Source organism: Bifidobacterium bifidum ATCC 29521 = JCM 1255 = DSM 20456, assembly GCF_001025135.1.
GTDB classification, from domain to species: domain Bacteria; phylum Actinomycetota; class Actinomycetes; order Actinomycetales; family Bifidobacteriaceae; genus Bifidobacterium; species Bifidobacterium bifidum.
This window is the reverse complement of the sequence record NZ_AP012323.1, coordinates 1,086,160-1,100,930: the sequence shown is the minus strand read 5'-3', so window position 1 is coordinate 1,100,930 and position 14,771 is coordinate 1,086,160. Positions and strand designations below refer to the sequence as shown.

Sequence of the window (14,771 nt, the reverse complement as noted above, 5' to 3'; positions counted from 1 at the left end):
ATGTCTCCTTTGATGTGTTGATGCCGCTATCTGGCCAGCGCCGAGCGCATCCAGTCGTCCGTCTTCTTCGAAGTCGGATCCGTGCCCCCGGTCGGGTCGGCCCGCAGCAGCGGGTTGATGTGGTTGGAGTCCGTCTTCGACACGGCCTGCGCGTCGAGACGCGCCGCGAGCTTCGCGGCCTTTTCCCTGACCTCCTGCGGCGAGCCTGCGCCGATGAGGTCGAAGTCCTCCTTGGTCAGGCACTGGTGTTCTGCCATCGCCTCGGCCCATGCCTTCTGCGTGCGGATCGCGTCGAGCTGCTCCCGCGCCTCCTTGAGGTCGCGGTCCGCCTTCTCCTTCTCGCTGAGGTTCGCGTCCTCGATCTCGCGCAGCTTCACGGCCTTCGCGTCGTCGCTTTCCTTGAGCTTGGCGTTGTCGGCCCTGAGGTTGCGGATGAGATTCCACGCCTTCTCCGGGCTGAATTCCTCGCCGTTCTTCTCCCACGGGGCCTTGTCCGCGTCGTCGTTGGCGGAATCGGGTTCGGTTCCTTTCGTGATGGCGGCCTCATCCGATTCGTTCGTCTGGTTTTCCAACGTGCTGTCGTCGCTCATGGTGATCCTTTCGGTGATGTGTGTGTTGTGGCGGGCGCAGGATTCGAACCTGCGTGGCGTGATGCGCCCGATTTACAGTCGGGCCCGTTCGACCGCTCCGGCAACCCGCCGATGATGCATGATGGGGGAACCGGGAGGGCCTCCGCAGTCGTGAAATAACCGGCAATGAGCAGAGGGGTGCTTCCCGGTTTTCCTATCTGCGTTGGAATGGGGGGAAAACGCAAGGCCCCTCCGCTCGAATGGTGTTTGGGCATGAAAAAAGCCACCCGTGGTGCGGATGGCTTGGGTTTGGTTGACCGGTGTCGCGTTACGTCCGGTCGAACATGTATGCGAAGCGGTGGAGGTCTGGCCATTCGGGGTCTCTGGTCATGGCTTTGACCTCTTCGGGGAACTTCGGCCACAGGTCCTTGCGGTCGTGTGCCAGATCGAGTGCATCCATGATTGCCCCGTCCCATTCGCCGCAGTCGATCTCCTCCATGGCGTCTTCCTCGATGTCCGGGTTGAGTCCTTCGACGACCTTCAGTGATTCGAGGGAGAGTCGCGTCATGCGCTCCGATGCGGCGCTCATGGTTGCCTCCACTTCTTCGACCGGCTTGCCTTCACGTCGATTCTACCGTTTTCGGTGTTTCTGGTCACGCCTTCGCCTCCGACCGGATATGCGCGGTCGATGACGTATTCGCCGTCCTGCAGGTACGCCTTGACTTCGATCTGGACCCCATCTATGGTTTTCCCGAATCGATGCAACGCCCTAGGATCGGGAGCGTCGATATGCCAGTCGGGTGTTTTGATGGTCCGGTTGATGGCCGTGGCGATTCGCCGTTCGTCCCATTGCTGCGGGAATTCGGTTTTCCCGGCGACTCCGGTGCCGTACAGGTGGCCGCCGCGTCTGCCGTCGCCTTCGCCTCGCAGGATGTGGTTCAGCGTCTTGTCTCGGAGCCCGGCGATCTTCCTGTCGTACCGTTCGGCCCGACGGGCGGCGAGCGCCGTTTTGGTTCCGCGTATCGATCGGGAGTCCCTGAACGCGCCGTTGCGGCGCATGATCGGCAGGATGTCCTGTGCGGTGCGTGGGGTTCGTTCGGGCAGGCTTTCGGCGGCCTTGTAGTATTCGTCGATCCACTGCTGTTCCTGCTGGGTGGGTTCCCAGTCGCCGTAGACGACCTCGACGGTGCACCCGCAGTGGGGGTGGTATTTCTTGCCGTCGCTGGCGCGCAGGCCGGCTTTCTTTGCGCTGGTGTAGACGGGGCCGCGCGTGACGAGCATTGCGCAGAACGCGCAGGGGTCGCCGTCGGATACGCGCCGCCATCCGATGGCGCGTGTGTCCTGTTGCGCCCAGTGTTCGATGGCGGAGCGGCCTCCGGTGAGCACGGCCTCGTGGAAGACGCCGAGGAACAGTTCGCGTGCCTTGCGGTAGGCGTCCTCGGGGGTGTCTCCGGAGGCGAGGTGCCATTTCACGTTCGTGGATCCGAGCCAGTCGAGTTTTTCGCCGGCACGCCGGCGGTCGAACTGCTGCACGCCGATCTCGATGCCCGGGCCTTCGCCGGTTTCCGCCTCGCGGTATTGCGGCAGGTATGCGAGCGCGGCCTGTTCGCTGATGCGCCACCATGTCTGTATGAGGTTGAGCATGGTGCGTTTCCAGATCGGCTGCGTGCCGGTGAGGTCGTTGAGGTCGAGGGTGGCGTCCCAGGCGCGTCGCGCCTGGCTGTCGGCGGTGATGGCGAGGCTGACTTGGCGTCGGCGGTGTTGGTCGGTCAGGAGCGCGCCTTTACCGGTCGAGGCCATCGTCGCCTCCGGTCGTGGCCGGCGCGAGCTGGCTGGCGTACGCCTGAACGGCCAGGGCGTCCGCGTCGGGATGGTTCTCCTTCCATGCGCGCCATGAGTCGGCTCGTGTCTTGGTGACGCCGGGGATCATGTCCCAGAGCTCCTCCTGCGGCACGCCGAGCATCTTGCTGGCCTTGCCGAGCGCGTCGACGGCCTGGCTGACGGTGCGCGTGTCGGTGTCCTCCCACAAGGGGGTCAGGTCGAAGTTGGCCGCGTCTTCGGTGCGGCCTTCGATGCCGGCGGCGAGGCGCAGCGCGTCGAGGTGGCCGACGCCGAACGACTTGCGGCGCTCGTTGCGTTTCGCGTAGAAGCCGGCGTGGGATTCCTCGATGCCCGCGTCGCCGACGTTGACCATCTTGCCGAACGCGGTGGTGGGGGTCTGGCTGACGGCGGCGAGTTCCTCCACGTCGGCCTGGCGCGCGTTGACGAGGTTGTCCAACGAGGTCTCCGGCAGGGTGCCGAACTTCACGTCCGGCCCGCCGGCGAGGATGTCCTCCTGCGCGAGTTTGGCCTTCCTGTCCTCGCGTTGCGCGTCGGACAGTTCGGTCATGTCCAGTCCGGTGGCGGTGCGCACGCGCCAGCTGTTGTAGTGCTGGGCGAGCATGCGGTCGTAGTTGTCCTTGTTCAAGCGGTTGGCGAGCGCGATGTAGGGTTCGACCTCGCCGGGGGTGCGTCCTTCGAGGTCGATCTGGTTGGTGAAGCGGATAGCTGGGCAGACGGGTTGTCCGTTCGGGTCGGTCGCGTTGTGCGGGGTGGCGTCGGAGAATGTCCACGCGCCGTCGGCGTGGATCCATGTCCAGATGTTGTATGCGTCCCACAGTTCGAGGCTTTCGCGTGTTTCGTTGAGGCGTCGGCGTCGCATGAACAGCTGGGGGTATGTGTCGCGGGCGGGGTCGTCGTACAGGGCGATGGCCTCGCGCGGGCTCCAGCATTCGATGCGCGCGCGGATCCCGTCGGGCCCGTTGGCGGCGCGTACGGTCTCGTAGGCGGTGCCGTAGGCGATGGCGGCCTGGTGCAGGGGTATCTGCCGGGCGGTCATGCGCGAGCGGTCCCATGGTTGCCAGAATTCGCGTGCGCGGGTGTGGTTGTCGTCGTCGCCGGGCACGTCCACGCCCTCCAGGTAGAGGGTCTGGGCGAGCGTGGTGACCACGAGGCGCAGCCATGGCGTGTGGCCCATGTCGCGCAGCATGCGGTGTTCGGCCGTGGCCTTCTTGAGCCGGATGGGCTTGGGGTTCCACCGCCACCAGCGGTCGATGCGGTCCAGCCGGGGCAGTTCCGCGTTCCATGCCGGCAGCGCTTGGCCGGTCAGGGCGGCGAGCGCTTGGGTTTCGTTTTCGTATGCGTTCACCATATCTGTCCGCCTCCTTGTTTTCTGGCGTTGAGGTATTCGCGGCGCATGCCGCGGGCGGCGATGGCGCAGAACGCGAGGTCGATCTTGCGTTTGGATTCGCGGCCTTCCTTGGCGATGCTCATGCCGGCGCGGGTGGGTTGGCGGCGCGCGTTGAGCATGTGCCGGCGCAGGCGCGCGTCGCCGTCGTGGGGGAAGTCCTTGTCGGCTATGGCGGTGTAGGCCTGGTCGACGTAGGCGACGAAGCGTTTCTGCACGTCGAGGCGGGCCATGTCGAACATGACGGCGTGCCGGTCCCGGCCTTCGGGGCGCGCCCAGAGTCTGAGCCTGCGCCCGTAGTCGCGGTGCCATGCGTCGAAAAGCGGGTCCCAGTAGTGCAGTCCGGTTTCGTCGTCGAGCACGTGGCTGGGGTCTCCCCAGAAGGCGACGACGTGGTAGCGTCGCATGGCTTCGCGTACGGTGTCGTCCACGCCTTCGCGCGGCACCTTCCATGCGTCGCCGCGTTTGCCGGGCGGGCGTTGCCACAGGCCCAGCGGCTTGGTGAACCCGTCGGAGATGCGGCATGCGACGAGCGCGGTGGCGTCGTCGGTCAGGGAGCAGTCGAGGAACATGGCGATGGTCTCGCCGTCCCCGAGTTCGAGTTCGGGGTGTTCGTTGGCGTCCCATTCCTGGCTGGTCACGTACGCGTCCTCGGGGGCCTGGCATTGGTTGAACCATTTGCGCCGGGATTCGCTGACGGGGTTCTTCGGGTTGATGATCTCCTTGAGGATGCGTCGCGTGGACAGCCAGTCGCTGTCGCCGCGCACGTCGGCGATGACCTTGGGGATCGATTCCTCGGTCATGGGGGTGTCCGGGGCGGCTTCGATGGAATCGTAGAGCAGCCCGAAGTCCATGTATTTCGGCCTGAGCCCCTTGTCGGGGCTGTCGGGGTCGCCCTGCGTGCCCTCCCACGCCTCGCGCACCCTCTGCGCGACGCTGTCCTCGCCGTCCCGGTAGGCGTTGCAGATGTCGAGCATCTTCGCGTTCACGCCGTCGGCGCTTTTCGCCGCGTTGCCGGAGAGCACGCCGTCCATGTCGTGTCCGCCGTTCGACGAGTTCCAGTTCTGGGTCTCGTTGCGGATCAGGAACGTGGGCCGTCCGCCCTCCAGGGCGAGCGGCGAGCTGGTGACGGCCTCGATCTGGCGGCTGTCGCCCAGGGCGTACATGTTGAGCTTGCCGAGCTGGATGCCGTAGTGGCGTCTGGTCTCCATGGGGATCAGGCTTGGCAGCAGCTTCATGGTGTTCTTGGTCTGCTCCTGGCTGACGGCGCACACCTGCACCCACGCGTTCGGCTCCTCACGCCCCACCGGCTCGCCGGTGCGCGGATCCCAGTGGTCGAAGGTGAGCGGCGCGAAGCAGCTGGCGACCGCGCCGCCGGCGGCCATCGGGTCCTTGCCCCACCCCTTGAGCCGTTGGAGCACCGCGTTGTCGTGCAACGGTCGGCCCTCGTCGTCGAGCGCGTAGAACCACAGCCAGAAGCGCGCCTGCTCGAGCGTCCATTTCCATGGGGTGCGCGCCTTGGAGTCGCGCAGCCAGTAGCCGCACCACGCGAGGAAATCCCATCCGAGCGTGTGCTCGGGCAGCAGCCAGCCGCCGTCCGCCCCGCGCTTCCACGTGGGGCCGATGAGCGTCGGGCCCGTGTTCCATCGGCGCGCCGGCTCGTCGGCGAGCGCGCGGCGGTACCAGTCGGCGATCTCGGCGAGTTCGCGTGTCCTGTCGGGGATCAGTGCGGCCGCGTTGTCGTTGCGCAGCCGTGCCATCAGCCGAACGCCTTGCTCCAGCGGGAGTCGGCGACAGCGCGCATCCGGGCGCTTCTCGTTCCGGGTGTGTCGGCGGCGGCCTGTTCTTCGGGTTCGGGCATGTCGAGCCGGTTGAGGAGGTTGGAGAGGTGGTTTTCGTCGGCGCGCAGCTGGGCGAGGAGCGGGTGGGCGACGATCTGGCCCTGGCTGCCTTCGACGGTGTAGTCGTCGCCGATGGCGCGGCGTTCCTTGACGATGCGGTCGGCGGTGTGGCAGGCGTTTTCGAGGTCGCGGTATTCGGCTTCGGTGAATTCCCATCTGTCGGTCAGGTCGCGCCATAGGCGTTGTCCGCGCCCGTCGCGGGTCAGGCCCGTGGGCATGCGGTGCTTGGTGGGTTTCGGCGTGGGCATGCCATTGTCTCCTTCCCGTCTATCGGAGTCTTTCGATCACGTCGAACAGGAACGTGAGGTCGGCGAGCGTGGCCGGCGCGTGGTGCCATGGGCGGCCGGTGACGGTCATGTAGCGGTCGCGGCTGTACGCCTCTGCGGTGACGAGCCCGCGCGCCCTGACGCCGGCGCGGGGCGCGCAGCGTCCCCAGATGTGCAGCCCGTCGCCGGAGGGGCTGGTCTCGATGTAGGTTCTGCCTTCCACGGGGGCGAGGAGCATTTTGGCCCAGTCCGTCAGGTGGTTGCGCCTGTCGTAGCAGTGGTCGAGGTCGATGCACGCGAACCCGCCGCCGAGTGCGAATCCGAGTCCGTCGCCCGCTGTGGAGCCGAGCGCGTCCCACCATGCGCACCATGTGGCCGGGTCGGTGCTGGACGCGGGACGGCCCGCGATGGTGATGGGCCGCTTGGTGGTGCCGTCGCCGCGTGTGACGCGCTTCCAGCGCAGCCACCGGTCGGCGTGCGTCATCTCGTACGGTATCGCGTTGCGCCCGGCCCGCCGCTCGCGCATGGCGGCGGTGCGGCAGCGGTCGGAGCAGTAGCGGCGCGGCCTGCCGCGTCCTGCCGCATCCATCGCGCTTCCACAGTATTCGCATGTCCCGTTCACACAATCCACTATATCGTGACATCGCTTAGAAAACAATATAACGGCCATATTCCAACGTTTTATTCATAACGTGACATGGCTTGAAGAGGTGAAAGACGGACGGCGAGGAAAGCGTCGCGCGAACGTGGAAGGCCCCAGCGAGCCGAGGAAACGGCCACGGGAGGGGCGAACGGGACAAGACCGGCGGAAAACGACGCAGGAGGAAAAACGGGGATTTCAGGCGCATGCACAACCGGAGGTGCTATCCGGCGGTTATACCGGTGTCGCCGGGGAGTCCCCTCCCACCCGGCGTGGCGTCCAGTCTAGCAGTCCGGGTTGTCTTTCGCTCGGATGCAGTCTCATGAGCTTGCGTCGTCGGTTGCGTTCGGCGTTCTCCCGCTCGGTCTTGGCTTTGTGGCATTCGTGCGACAGCCATTGAAGGTTGTCGAGGTCGTGGTCGTCGCCGGCGACGATGTGGTCGCACTCCGTACCCACCCCGTTGCATCCGGGGGCGTGGCTGGCGGCCTGGCATCTGCCGCGTGCGCGTGCTCGGACGGCGGCCTTGCGCCGCCCCCAGTCGGAGGGCAGCCGGTACCGCCTGTCGCTGGTGTACCAGCGCTCGCGTCGGCTCGCGGAGGGCATGGCATCCACCTCTCTCCACCGTCGTGGTCGGCGTGTCGTTGTGCTCCCGCCTTGCATATCTATAGTAATTATATTACTATAGATATATCGACCAAGGAAAGGAGGTGACATGGAACTCAGGGATTGGATGCAGCTCATCACCAGTTGGGTCGCCATAGCGGTGACCATCTGGATCGAGGTCCGCAGGGACAAGCCCGACAAGAAGGGCCGGTCCAAGCGGAAACGCAGGAAGAAGTAAAACGGGTTCCGGCTAGACCTATTAGCCGGAACCCCTCCGCCAATCCTATATTCCATGGGACATCATGAGCAAATCGAGAACATTGGGAATCATGAGCATGCTGTTCGCCGTCGTATCCGCCATGTTCGCGGCGTCGGGCCAGCCCTACGGGGCTGCGGGATTCGCCGTGGCCGCCGGGCTTGCCGGCCTGTTCGCGGGCTGGAGGAGCGACGATGGCGACTGAATACCTCGGCGTCAAGCAGGTCGCCGAACGCCTCGGCATCACCAGTGGCGGCCTGCTCAACCTCAAGCTCCCCGAACCCGACGCCATGATAGGCCGCACGCGCGGCTGGCTCCCGGAGACGATAGACGGATGGAACGCGAAGCGTCCCGGTCGGGGCGTCGGCGGAGGCAGACCACGCAAGCACGCGGACTAGCCCGCGTCGAATGTCCGCGCGAAGCGCTCGCAGGCCTTGAGCAGCAGCGCCCCGAACCCTTGTGGCTGGATATGCGAAAGCCCTAGAAGAGCGCATCTCCTAGGGCATTCACACTAATCCTGATACGGAGTATACCACGGGATGGCGGCAGCCTACTCCCGCTTGGAAAAGTTTTCTCGCGCTTTGGCTGCTTCCCGTTGCGCGAAGCTCATCAGACGTGGGTCGTCGTATGCCTTGCAGGCGTCCAGATACAGTCTGATGTCTTCTTCGTTTTCGAGATGTTCGGCGGTGTGCCATTCGGTGAATTGCGGGGTGGGCATGTCAGGCGTTTTGGAGGTCGTTGTATCGGCGTTCGAGTCCTTCGCGCAGGACTTGGCTGTAGTTGATTCCGGCCTGTTCGCCGAACGTGTCGAGCCATGCGGGGATAGTGACGTTCTTGCGCACTGATTTTCTGCCGTATTTTTCGGCGTAGGAGTCCATGTCGAGGCTGATGAGGGTGACGATGCCGCCCGGTTCGTCGGGTTTCACGTCGGCGATGTTGGTGGCGTGCGGCTCGTGGCGTCCTTCCTCGAGTTCGCCGAGCACCCAACCGCTGGCGGCGTCCACGGCCATGTCGAGCGCTTCGGGCAGGTTCCGGCCTTCGGTGACGAGGCCGGGCATGTCGGGGCAGAGCACGGTGTACCCGCCGGGGACGCCGGATGGGTAGAGGACGACCGGGTAGACGAGTTTCATTTGATTCTTCTTTCGTTGATTCCGGCTTGTTTCCATATCGATCTGACGGTGAAGGGCGCGAGGTCTCCGCTGTGTTTGGGGACGGTGACCCTTCCGGGCTTGTCGGGGTGCGTGTACTGGCAGTGGCTTCCGCTCTGCGAGTAGAGTCGCCATCCGTCCTTGCGGAGTATCTTCTCGATTTCCTTGAACCTCACACCCCTTATCATACGCATTATGCGTATTACCGTCAAGCCTTGGACATGGCGAAAGCCACTATCTCGCGGATGCTGAACTCCCAATAGCCGCCTTCGACCGGCTTGCTGCCGGGCAGCTTCCCGCGTCGCAAAGCATCGGTTATCGTCTTGCGGCTGACCTCGTACCCGTAGTTTTCCCTGAGCCATTGGCTCATGCCTGCCGGGGTTTTGGTGATGTGCATTGCCTCGGCCTTGGCTCGGCTTTGCTCTCGCAGCTCGGTCACGTTGACGGGGTTGCCGCATTTGCAGAGCCTCAGCGTCTCGCCTTTCGCGGCGAGGACTTCGCGTCCGCATTCGGGGCACATGCCGACGATCCTACGCGAGCGTGGCATGCGGTCGACGATCCGCTCGATTCGCTCGCATGCCCGGGTGAGGCGCCGCATGTGCCATCCGGCGTTCGACGCCCTGCACAGGAGGGGCAGGATGACTGGCGCTCGTTTTGCGAGCCATTGCCACCTGCCGAGCCATGTTCCCGCGTCCGCGCATGCCTGTTCGATGGCCTGCTCGGTCTGGTCGAGCAGGTCGACGGCGTGCAGGTCGACGGGTGCGGGCGCGTCGCCTCCCTGCGGCCTGCCTCCGTTGCCGGGCTCCGTGAGACGGTATTCTCGGCGCGCGACCGACTGGAGCCGGTGGAGGTTGACGCGCAGCCGGTGCAGGAGCCGCGCGTACCCGCGCCGGCACGTCTTGCACAACGTCCATGACTCCTCGACCGGCTTATCGCAGTTCTGGCAGTTCCGATCCATTTTTACGCTCCTTCAGTAGACGTATACTGGCGTATAAAGGCGCCTAGAACATGGGCGGTTCGATGAATTTCGGGCGCATGCGCTCCGCCCGCTCCCGACGCTCCCGCTCCGCGGCGTGCTGGCGGATGATCGCGCTCGCCTCCTGCGGGGTGACGCCGAGCATCCTGCATGTTGTCTCGATGTCGACGCCGCGCTCGTGCCACGTGACGACCATCTCCGCCTTGCGTTTCGTGACGGCCATGATCAGTCCTCCACCTTGTCCGCACCGTCAGCGTGCGCCCAGTCGCAGGACATGGCCGCTTCGGTATAGCCGTTGTAGAAGACGCAGGTGACGCGCCTCGTGTCCGGCATCGTGACCGTGCACGTCTGGAATTTGCTGGAGTCTGAGCTGCACTGCGACCGGGTGGCGGATTCCGTGGTCGAATCCTCCGGCTCGTGAGGCGTGCTCCCGCATCCCGCGAGCGCGAGGAGGAATACCGGTGTGAGCAGGAACATGGTGATGGCGGTCAGGCCGATGCCGGCGAGTGCGAGTGGTTTGCGTTTTCTCATTTCGAGTGTTTCCTTCCTTGTCTGGTGGCTTCCTTGTTCCATGCGCGGATGGCTTCCTTGAGGTCGGTGTGGCGGGTGAGGATGAGGATGCCGTGGCGTTCGCAGGAGCATACCCAGAACTGTCGTATGGCGGATGTTTTCCGGTTGACGGCCCGGGCAAACGGGTCGAATCTGATGTTTCGGCTGCCGCAGGTCGGGCATGGCACTGGTTTGCGCCATTTGCGCGGTCGTGTCTCCTTGGATACGGTCTTCGTGGTTTTTCCCTTCGTTGTCATCGCCGTGCTCCCTTCAGGAGTTTGCGGTATCGGATGTAGTCGTTGATGTCGCGTCGGATGCAGTCGCGCACCCTGTGCGTGCCGGCATGCGTCTTGTATGGGTCTTCGGGGCAGTCGATGAACCTCAAATACCGGCGGAGCGTGGTCAGGTCGAACTTGCGGTAGGACAGCCACCTGTCCGGGTTCAGGTCGAGACGTTTCAGGAAGTCGATGTCGAAGTCCACGTTCGTTCCGGCCGGAACCAAGGTGAAGCGTTGCGACAGGGATTCGAGATACTCCTCCACGGCGTTCGCGACCGCTCCCACGCAGTCGTTCCCGGCGGAACCGTTCGACAGTTCGAACAGGAGGCCGTTGTCCGTGTGCATGGAGAACACTATCGGGCTCATGTCCAACAGGTCGAGATAGTCCGGTCTGATGATGCGATGCAGGGATCCATACGAATGTTCGCCCAGCACGTCGGTGCATTCCATGCCGACCTCCAACGGCAGACTGCCGTCCCTGTCCGTACCGGTCGTTTCGAAATCGAGCCAGAGCAGCGCCTCCGGCTTCACGTTCAGGTCTTTGTCTTGTTTCCTCATGATTGTTCCTTCCAATCGCTTTGCCATTCGATGATTTCGATTTGTGTGAGCCGTTGTGCCGTGCCGTCAGACAGCAGCCACCACCAGTCGCCGTTCCAGTCGCGTATCGGCACGCTGAGCGGATCCCGCCAGCTCGGGATGATGTAGCCGAACCGTTCCGCTTCGGCCGGATGCGCGTGCGCCCAACCATGACAGCCGGTCGTGCCGGAACCGCACAGTTCGACGATGTTGCACGGCAGGTCACGCACGGCGGGATCGGCACGACGGCGCAACTGCCGGTGATGGCCACTGCGTCCAGGCCATAGTGACGGGTCGTGGATGTTCGTCCCGCAGCGCAGGCAATGCCAGCCCTGACGTTGCAAGGCGATGCGTTTTGATTCCTGGAATTGCCGGTCGCTCATCGTCGCTCCCTTCCGAGCTGGTTGAGCAGGTTGATGCAGGTCGAGCAGTCGCGTTTGATATCGCGGATGCGGTCAAGGTCCATATCGGCGAGCGCCGGGCTTTTGAGCGCGTCGAGTTCCAGTCGGTCGGCGGCTTGGATGGCCGATGTGAGGATGCCTGTCATGTGTGCGATGGTCATGTCGTTCATGCCGCCGCCTCCTGTTCGAACAATTGTTCGGCCAATACGTTGTCGGGCACGTTTGCGAGCTGACGGCGCAGCATGTTCGGGTCCAAGCCCTGGTTGAGCAGGTCGGCGACCTTGCATGCGAGCTCCATGTACGTGTCCGTGCCTTCGCAGGAGATCGGGCCGAGCACGCGTTTGACCTCTTCGCTGCCCCACGTGAACCGTCGGCGAGCGTTGGAATCCTTTGGCGTGGCGAATCCGCGTTCCTTGCCTTTGACGAGCCAGTTGCGGTATTTCGCGTTCCAGTCGGCCGAGCGGGCTCCCGAGTCGAGTGCGCGGTCGCGGAATTTGTCGGCTTCGATGTCGCAGTCGATGCCGAGCCGGTCGGCGAGCGCCCGGTGTTCTTCAGAGGGTTTCCAGTCGGCTGGTATTGGGATTGGTTTTCTCGCGCGCGCGTTACTCTCTCTAGGTTCTATATATGGTTCTTCCTTAGATATGGTTCTTGTGCAATCATGTTGCACCCCTGTTTGCACACCTGTCCGTGTTTTTTGCACCCCTGTTTGCACTGCTGGTGTGCAGTCGTGTTGCACTGGTGTTTCGGCGTTTTTGAGAGGTGCAGTTTTTGCACCTCTGCTCATGTTGAGGTTCCAGACGGTCGGCTTGTATCCGCCGAGGTTGGACACGATGCGCTGGTCTCCCCTGCTGATCAGCCCGGAGGATTCGAGACTCTTCAACGCGTAGGAGACCGTACGCACGCTGTATCCGGTCAACCGGCTGATCGTGCTCCTGCTCGGATACGCTCCCATGCCTTGAGGGTCGGCATGGTCGGCCAGCACGAGAAGCGTGCGGAAATCCGCGTGCTTGATGTCCGACGCTACACCGTAGATAACCCATGTCAACGCTTGGATACTCATGATTCGTCATCTCCTCCATCGAGGTACGCGCCCTTGAGCGCCTTCCTCTCGTCCTCGCTGACCCGATATCCGATACGTTCCAGCACGTCGTACCAGCAACACATATCGTCCACGCCATGCCGCGAGCGCCAGTAGTTCCAGCCGATGTTCGACTCCCATCTGGCGGCCAGGACATCGAGAATCCGAAGCGGCCTGTCCTTCAGCACCATGCGGATCGAGTCGAGGTTCTCCCTGCATTCCAGCGACCAGTGCTCGTCGTCATGCTCGGTGATCGGCAGGCTCCAGCCGAACGCGATCAGCTCCCTGATGACATCCTCGCCCTTGTATGACTGGTACGGGAACACGCTCCTCCAGCCGACAGTGTCCGCGAGCGCGAGCCGGCATATTCCCGTTTCCGCGTGTTCGTGGGTGAGGGTGCGGAGGTTTGCTTTCAACCATGCGGTGCGGTTGGCTTTGGCGATGGCTTCGAATTCGCGGGCCTGTCGGTTGAGTTCCCTGCCTCGCGCCTTGATGGCATTGTCCTTGTCGGTCTTGGCCTTGTCTTTTTCGAGCTCGTCGGCCGATATGGGCGTGTATGTGCAGAACCAGTATTCATACGAGTACACTCTGGCTTCCGGCCAGTCGGATTCCCTGATGAACGAGGTCCAGAAGTCCGTGTTGATATCGGAGAACGAGTGGGCGGCCTTGTAGCCGTGCGGATGCCAGTTCCAGAAGTTCTTTCCGTCGGGGAGACTTTCGACTTTGATTCCGGCTTTGGCGAGCGCCTCCAGCGCCTTGTCGTGCCATATGGTCTTCCTACGTTCCCGGCAGAGCCGCTGGTAGGTACAGTCGAAATCGTCGGCGCGTGCGAGCTCGCGTTGCATGTCGGGGTCGGATTCGAATTCGGCGAGCTTGTCCAACTGGTCGAGCGACAGTTGGCTGAAATCGGCGGACATGTCGCGCGTCTCCTGCGGGATTCTGGCTATCTTCAACCGTCTGCGGACGAAACGGTCGCTGCGTCCCGTCTTCTCGGCCATCTCCTTGACGTGCACGCCCAGGTCGAGAAGCCCTTGGTAGCCGTCGGCCTCCTCTATCGGAGTCAGGTCGGAGCGTTGCGTGTTCTCCACGAGCATGATCTCGCGTTCGCGGCGCGCGTCCATCTCCTCGACGATCGCGGGCACGGTCGAGAGTCCCGCCTGTCTGGCCGCGGCGAGCCTGCGGTGGCCGATGACGACGCGGTACTGTTTGTGTCCGTCGATGCCCGTCTCGCCTGTCGGCGTGACCAATAAAGGCTGTTTGATGCCCTGGCTTCGGATGCTCGACGCCAGTTCGTCGACGTCGCCGACCTGCTTGCGTGGATTGTTTGGATTGGCGTGCAGGTCGTCGACCTGCAGATTCTCTATCGTGATGTCCATGATTCATCCTTTGGTTTTCTAAAATTCCGGTTCGGCAGACTGTCCGAACGAGCCGAACGACGAGGAAGACGTGGCCTGGTCGGTGCCCCACGGGTCGGACGGCGGCAACGAATCCGCAGCGGCCGCCCCGCCCGTATAGCCGGCCGGAGCGGAGTACGGATTGCCATACGCTCCAGCCGTACCCCGCTGCGCCTTGGCCACCTGCGCCGTCGCATACCGCAGGGAAGGGCCGATCTCATCCACCTGCAATTCCACGGAGGAACGCTTCTGATGCTGCTCGTCCTCCCACGAATGCTGCGTAAGCCTGCCCTGGGCGACCACACGCATGCCCTTCGCGAGACTACTGGCGCAATGCTCGGCCAGATCACCCCACACCGTGCAGCGGAGGAACAACGCGTCCCCGTCGACCCACTGCTGCGACTGCCGGTCGAACGTGCGCGGAGTGGACGCGATCGTGAACCCCGCCACGCTCCTGCCGTTCTTCGTCGACCTCAATTCCGGGTCCGCGGTCAGATTGCCCACCACCGTGATGATCGTCTCACCAGCCATCAGAGCCTACCTTTCACGGCGAGAGTCTTGATGATGCGGATGGTCTCGCCACCATCCCTGGTCTTCACCATGTGCGTCAACTGCGCGGCCGCTCCCTGATGGAAAGCGTCGCCAGGCATCGCCTCCAACACGGGAGACGCGACCTCGGACACGAACCGGCCCACCAGTTCGGTGAAGCGCACGCCCAACGATTCCAAGATCACCAGCTCCTTCCACGTCTCGCTCTCCATCGCCCGACGGCACGCCTCCGCCACCGCCCGGTCGCCACGCGTCATCCGCTTCTCGTCGACGTCCTTGACCGGAGAGTTCGGACCGAAACGCCAATGCGGCAGAATCTCCTTCATCGGTTCCTCCCTTGACCTTGATTGATTGATACGAGA

General features: G+C 63.7%; 25 protein-coding genes and 1 tRNA gene. 3 read left to right on the top strand and 23 right to left on the bottom strand.

Annotation, left to right across the window (positions count from 1 at the left end):
* Window positions 1-26 precede the first annotated feature (26 nt).
* From BBBF_RS04540 to BBBF_RS04500, 9 genes are all read right to left on the bottom strand, one after another.
* Complete coding sequence (locus tag BBBF_RS04540; protein ID WP_021647728.1) at window positions 27-590, bottom strand: hypothetical protein; 564 nt, start codon at window positions 588-590, stop codon at window positions 27-29.
* A gap of 28 nt (window positions 591-618) precedes the next feature.
* Window positions 619-700 (bottom strand) — tRNA-Tyr (locus BBBF_RS04535).
* A 197-nt stretch (window positions 701-897) separates the two neighbouring features.
* Window positions 898-1,158 carry a hypothetical protein gene (locus tag BBBF_RS04530; protein ID WP_003816704.1) on the bottom strand — a complete coding sequence of 87 codons (261 nt, stop codon included), beginning with the start codon at window positions 1,156-1,158 and terminating at the stop codon, window positions 898-900.
* A complete protein-coding gene (locus BBBF_RS04525) occupies window positions 1,155-2,369 on the bottom strand; it encodes a VG15 protein (protein WP_013389875.1) in 1,215 nt (404 codons plus the stop codon). The genes BBBF_RS04530 and BBBF_RS04525 overlap by 4 nt, the downstream gene beginning before the upstream one ends.
* Window positions 2,353-3,759 carry a phage portal protein gene (locus tag BBBF_RS04520; protein WP_021647727.1) on the bottom strand — a complete coding sequence of 469 codons (1,407 nt, stop codon included), beginning with the start codon at window positions 3,757-3,759 and terminating at the stop codon, window positions 2,353-2,355. Before BBBF_RS04520 ends, BBBF_RS04525 begins: the two co-directional genes overlap by 17 nt.
* Window positions 3,753-5,555 carry a terminase gene (locus BBBF_RS04515; RefSeq protein ID WP_013389873.1) on the bottom strand — a complete coding sequence of 601 codons (1,803 nt, stop codon included), beginning with the start codon at window positions 5,553-5,555 and terminating at the stop codon, window positions 3,753-3,755. Before BBBF_RS04515 ends, BBBF_RS04520 begins: the two co-directional genes overlap by 7 nt.
* Window positions 5,555-5,944: a hypothetical protein gene (locus BBBF_RS04510; RefSeq protein WP_003813042.1), complete on the bottom strand. Its 390-nt coding sequence runs from the start codon at window positions 5,942-5,944 to the stop codon at window positions 5,555-5,557. The genes BBBF_RS04515 and BBBF_RS04510 overlap by 1 nt, the downstream gene beginning before the upstream one ends.
* A gap of 19 nt (window positions 5,945-5,963) precedes the next feature.
* A complete protein-coding gene (locus BBBF_RS04505; RefSeq protein WP_013389872.1) occupies window positions 5,964-6,551 on the bottom strand; it encodes a bifunctional DNA primase/polymerase in 588 nt (195 codons plus the stop codon).
* A 285-nt stretch (window positions 6,552-6,836) separates the two neighbouring features.
* A complete protein-coding gene (locus BBBF_RS04500; protein WP_033509722.1) occupies window positions 6,837-7,205 on the bottom strand; it encodes an HNH endonuclease signature motif containing protein in 369 nt (122 codons plus the stop codon).
* Window positions 7,206-7,314: 109 nt separating this feature from the next.
* Between BBBF_RS04500 and BBBF_RS10520 the strand changes: the two genes are divergently transcribed.
* From BBBF_RS10520 to BBBF_RS04485, 3 genes are all read left to right on the top strand, one after another.
* Window positions 7,315-7,443, top strand: a complete 129-nt coding sequence (locus BBBF_RS10520; RefSeq protein ID WP_021647725.1) for a hypothetical protein — start codon at window positions 7,315-7,317, stop codon at window positions 7,441-7,443.
* Window positions 7,444-7,507: 64 nt separating this feature from the next.
* Window positions 7,508-7,666, top strand: a complete 159-nt coding sequence (locus BBBF_RS04490) for a hypothetical protein (RefSeq protein ID WP_021647724.1) — start codon at window positions 7,508-7,510, stop codon at window positions 7,664-7,666.
* Window positions 7,656-7,859, top strand: a complete 204-nt coding sequence (locus BBBF_RS04485; protein WP_003813034.1) for a hypothetical protein — start codon at window positions 7,656-7,658, stop codon at window positions 7,857-7,859. The genes BBBF_RS04490 and BBBF_RS04485 overlap by 11 nt, the downstream gene beginning before the upstream one ends.
* Window positions 7,860-8,011: 152 nt before the next feature.
* Here the strand turns inward: BBBF_RS04485 and BBBF_RS04480 are convergent, their stop codons facing one another.
* Genes BBBF_RS04480 through BBBF_RS04415 form a run of 14 tightly spaced genes read right to left on the bottom strand, consistent with a single transcriptional unit; the run spans window position 8,012 to window position 14,735 of the window.
* Window positions 8,012-8,179 (bottom strand): helix-turn-helix domain-containing protein, encoded by a 168-nt coding sequence (locus BBBF_RS04480; RefSeq protein WP_003813031.1) that lies wholly within the window; start codon window positions 8,177-8,179, stop codon window positions 8,012-8,014.
* 1 nt (window position 8,180) lies between these two features.
* The gene (locus BBBF_RS04475) at window positions 8,181-8,591 is read right to left on the bottom strand and encodes a type II toxin-antitoxin system HicB family antitoxin (RefSeq protein WP_003820654.1); all 411 of its coding nucleotides are present in this window, start codon (window positions 8,589-8,591) and stop codon (window positions 8,181-8,183) included.
* Window positions 8,588-8,797 (bottom strand): type II toxin-antitoxin system HicA family toxin, encoded by a 210-nt coding sequence (locus BBBF_RS04470; protein WP_021647715.1) that lies wholly within the window; start codon window positions 8,795-8,797, stop codon window positions 8,588-8,590. The genes BBBF_RS04475 and BBBF_RS04470 overlap by 4 nt, the downstream gene beginning before the upstream one ends.
* 20 nt (window positions 8,798-8,817) lie before the next feature.
* On the bottom strand, window positions 8,818-9,567 hold the full coding sequence (locus BBBF_RS04465; RefSeq protein ID WP_021647714.1) for a DUF1922 domain-containing protein: 750 nt from the start codon (window positions 9,565-9,567) through the stop codon (window positions 8,818-8,820).
* A gap of 43 nt (window positions 9,568-9,610) precedes the next feature.
* On the bottom strand, window positions 9,611-9,808 hold the full coding sequence (locus tag BBBF_RS04460; RefSeq protein ID WP_003813024.1) for a hypothetical protein: 198 nt from the start codon (window positions 9,806-9,808) through the stop codon (window positions 9,611-9,613).
* 2 nt (window positions 9,809-9,810) lie between these two features.
* The gene (locus tag BBBF_RS04455; protein WP_003813023.1) at window positions 9,811-10,116 is read right to left on the bottom strand and encodes a hypothetical protein; all 306 of its coding nucleotides are present in this window, start codon (window positions 10,114-10,116) and stop codon (window positions 9,811-9,813) included.
* Window positions 10,113-10,391, bottom strand: coding sequence for a hypothetical protein (locus BBBF_RS04450; protein WP_003813021.1), 279 nt, complete (start codon window positions 10,389-10,391; stop codon window positions 10,113-10,115). Before BBBF_RS04450 ends, BBBF_RS04455 begins: the two co-directional genes overlap by 4 nt.
* The gene (locus BBBF_RS04445; RefSeq protein ID WP_033509679.1) at window positions 10,388-10,969 is read right to left on the bottom strand and encodes a 3'-5' exonuclease family protein; all 582 of its coding nucleotides are present in this window, start codon (window positions 10,967-10,969) and stop codon (window positions 10,388-10,390) included. The genes BBBF_RS04450 and BBBF_RS04445 overlap by 4 nt, the downstream gene beginning before the upstream one ends.
* Window positions 10,966-11,370, bottom strand: a complete 405-nt coding sequence (locus BBBF_RS04440) for a hypothetical protein (protein ID WP_003813016.1) — start codon at window positions 11,368-11,370, stop codon at window positions 10,966-10,968. The genes BBBF_RS04445 and BBBF_RS04440 overlap by 4 nt, the downstream gene beginning before the upstream one ends.
* Window positions 11,367-11,558, bottom strand: a complete 192-nt coding sequence (locus tag BBBF_RS04435) for a hypothetical protein (protein ID WP_003813015.1) — start codon at window positions 11,556-11,558, stop codon at window positions 11,367-11,369. The genes BBBF_RS04440 and BBBF_RS04435 overlap by 4 nt, the downstream gene beginning before the upstream one ends.
* The gene (locus BBBF_RS04430) at window positions 11,555-12,448 is read right to left on the bottom strand and encodes a helix-turn-helix domain-containing protein (protein WP_021647711.1); all 894 of its coding nucleotides are present in this window, start codon (window positions 12,446-12,448) and stop codon (window positions 11,555-11,557) included. The genes BBBF_RS04435 and BBBF_RS04430 overlap by 4 nt, the downstream gene beginning before the upstream one ends.
* Window positions 12,445-13,842 carry a ParB/RepB/Spo0J family partition protein gene (locus BBBF_RS04425; protein WP_021647710.1) on the bottom strand — a complete coding sequence of 466 codons (1,398 nt, stop codon included), beginning with the start codon at window positions 13,840-13,842 and terminating at the stop codon, window positions 12,445-12,447. The genes BBBF_RS04430 and BBBF_RS04425 overlap by 4 nt, the downstream gene beginning before the upstream one ends.
* Before the next feature lie 18 nt (window positions 13,843-13,860).
* The gene (locus BBBF_RS04420; RefSeq protein WP_021647709.1) at window positions 13,861-14,391 is read right to left on the bottom strand and encodes a single-stranded DNA-binding protein; all 531 of its coding nucleotides are present in this window, start codon (window positions 14,389-14,391) and stop codon (window positions 13,861-13,863) included.
* Window positions 14,391-14,735, bottom strand: a complete 345-nt coding sequence (locus BBBF_RS04415; protein ID WP_021647708.1) for a hypothetical protein — start codon at window positions 14,733-14,735, stop codon at window positions 14,391-14,393. Before BBBF_RS04415 ends, BBBF_RS04420 begins: the two co-directional genes overlap by 1 nt.
* Between the last annotated feature and the right edge of the window lie 36 nt (window positions 14,736-14,771).

Coding starts and splice junctions, on each gene's coding strand:
- BBBF_RS04540 (WP_021647728.1), bottom strand. CDS start 590: ATGAGCGACGACAGCACGTTGGAAAACCAGACGAACGAATCGGATGAG.
- BBBF_RS04530 (WP_003816704.1), bottom strand. CDS start 1,158: ATGAGCGCCGCATCGGAGCGCATGACGCGACTCTCCCTCGAATCACTG.
- BBBF_RS04525 (WP_013389875.1), bottom strand. CDS start 2,369: ATGGCCTCGACCGGTAAAGGCGCGCTCCTGACCGACCAACACCGCCGA.
- BBBF_RS04520 (WP_021647727.1), bottom strand. CDS start 3,759: ATGGTGAACGCATACGAAAACGAAACCCAAGCGCTCGCCGCCCTGACC.
- BBBF_RS04515 (WP_013389873.1), bottom strand. CDS start 5,555: ATGGCACGGCTGCGCAACGACAACGCGGCCGCACTGATCCCCGACAGG.
- BBBF_RS04510 (WP_003813042.1), bottom strand. CDS start 5,944: ATGCCCACGCCGAAACCCACCAAGCACCGCATGCCCACGGGCCTGACC.
- BBBF_RS04505 (WP_013389872.1), bottom strand. CDS start 6,551: ATGGATGCGGCAGGACGCGGCAGGCCGCGCCGCTACTGCTCCGACCGC.
- BBBF_RS04500 (WP_033509722.1), bottom strand. CDS start 7,205: ATGCCCTCCGCGAGCCGACGCGAGCGCTGGTACACCAGCGACAGGCGG.
- BBBF_RS10520 (WP_021647725.1), top strand. CDS start 7,315: ATGGAACTCAGGGATTGGATGCAGCTCATCACCAGTTGGGTCGCCATA.
- BBBF_RS04490 (WP_021647724.1), top strand. CDS start 7,508: ATGAGCAAATCGAGAACATTGGGAATCATGAGCATGCTGTTCGCCGTC.
- BBBF_RS04485 (WP_003813034.1), top strand. CDS start 7,656: ATGGCGACTGAATACCTCGGCGTCAAGCAGGTCGCCGAACGCCTCGGC.
- BBBF_RS04480 (WP_003813031.1), bottom strand. CDS start 8,179: ATGCCCACCCCGCAATTCACCGAATGGCACACCGCCGAACATCTCGAA.
- BBBF_RS04475 (WP_003820654.1), bottom strand. CDS start 8,591: ATGAAACTCGTCTACCCGGTCGTCCTCTACCCATCCGGCGTCCCCGGC.
- BBBF_RS04470 (WP_021647715.1), bottom strand. CDS start 8,797: ATGATAAGGGGTGTGAGGTTCAAGGAAATCGAGAAGATACTCCGCAAG.
- BBBF_RS04465 (WP_021647714.1), bottom strand. CDS start 9,567: ATGGATCGGAACTGCCAGAACTGCGATAAGCCGGTCGAGGAGTCATGG.
- BBBF_RS04460 (WP_003813024.1), bottom strand. CDS start 9,808: ATGGCCGTCACGAAACGCAAGGCGGAGATGGTCGTCACGTGGCACGAG.
- BBBF_RS04455 (WP_003813023.1), bottom strand. CDS start 10,116: ATGAGAAAACGCAAACCACTCGCACTCGCCGGCATCGGCCTGACCGCC.
- BBBF_RS04450 (WP_003813021.1), bottom strand. CDS start 10,391: ATGACAACGAAGGGAAAAACCACGAAGACCGTATCCAAGGAGACACGA.
- BBBF_RS04445 (WP_033509679.1), bottom strand. CDS start 10,969: ATGAGGAAACAAGACAAAGACCTGAACGTGAAGCCGGAGGCGCTGCTC.
- BBBF_RS04440 (WP_003813016.1), bottom strand. CDS start 11,370: ATGAGCGACCGGCAATTCCAGGAATCAAAACGCATCGCCTTGCAACGT.
- BBBF_RS04435 (WP_003813015.1), bottom strand. CDS start 11,558: ATGAACGACATGACCATCGCACACATGACAGGCATCCTCACATCGGCC.
- BBBF_RS04430 (WP_021647711.1), bottom strand. CDS start 12,448: ATGAGTATCCAAGCGTTGACATGGGTTATCTACGGTGTAGCGTCGGAC.
- BBBF_RS04425 (WP_021647710.1), bottom strand. CDS start 13,842: ATGGACATCACGATAGAGAATCTGCAGGTCGACGACCTGCACGCCAAT.
- BBBF_RS04420 (WP_021647709.1), bottom strand. CDS start 14,391: ATGGCTGGTGAGACGATCATCACGGTGGTGGGCAATCTGACCGCGGAC.
- BBBF_RS04415 (WP_021647708.1), bottom strand. CDS start 14,735: ATGAAGGAGATTCTGCCGCATTGGCGTTTCGGTCCGAACTCTCCGGTC.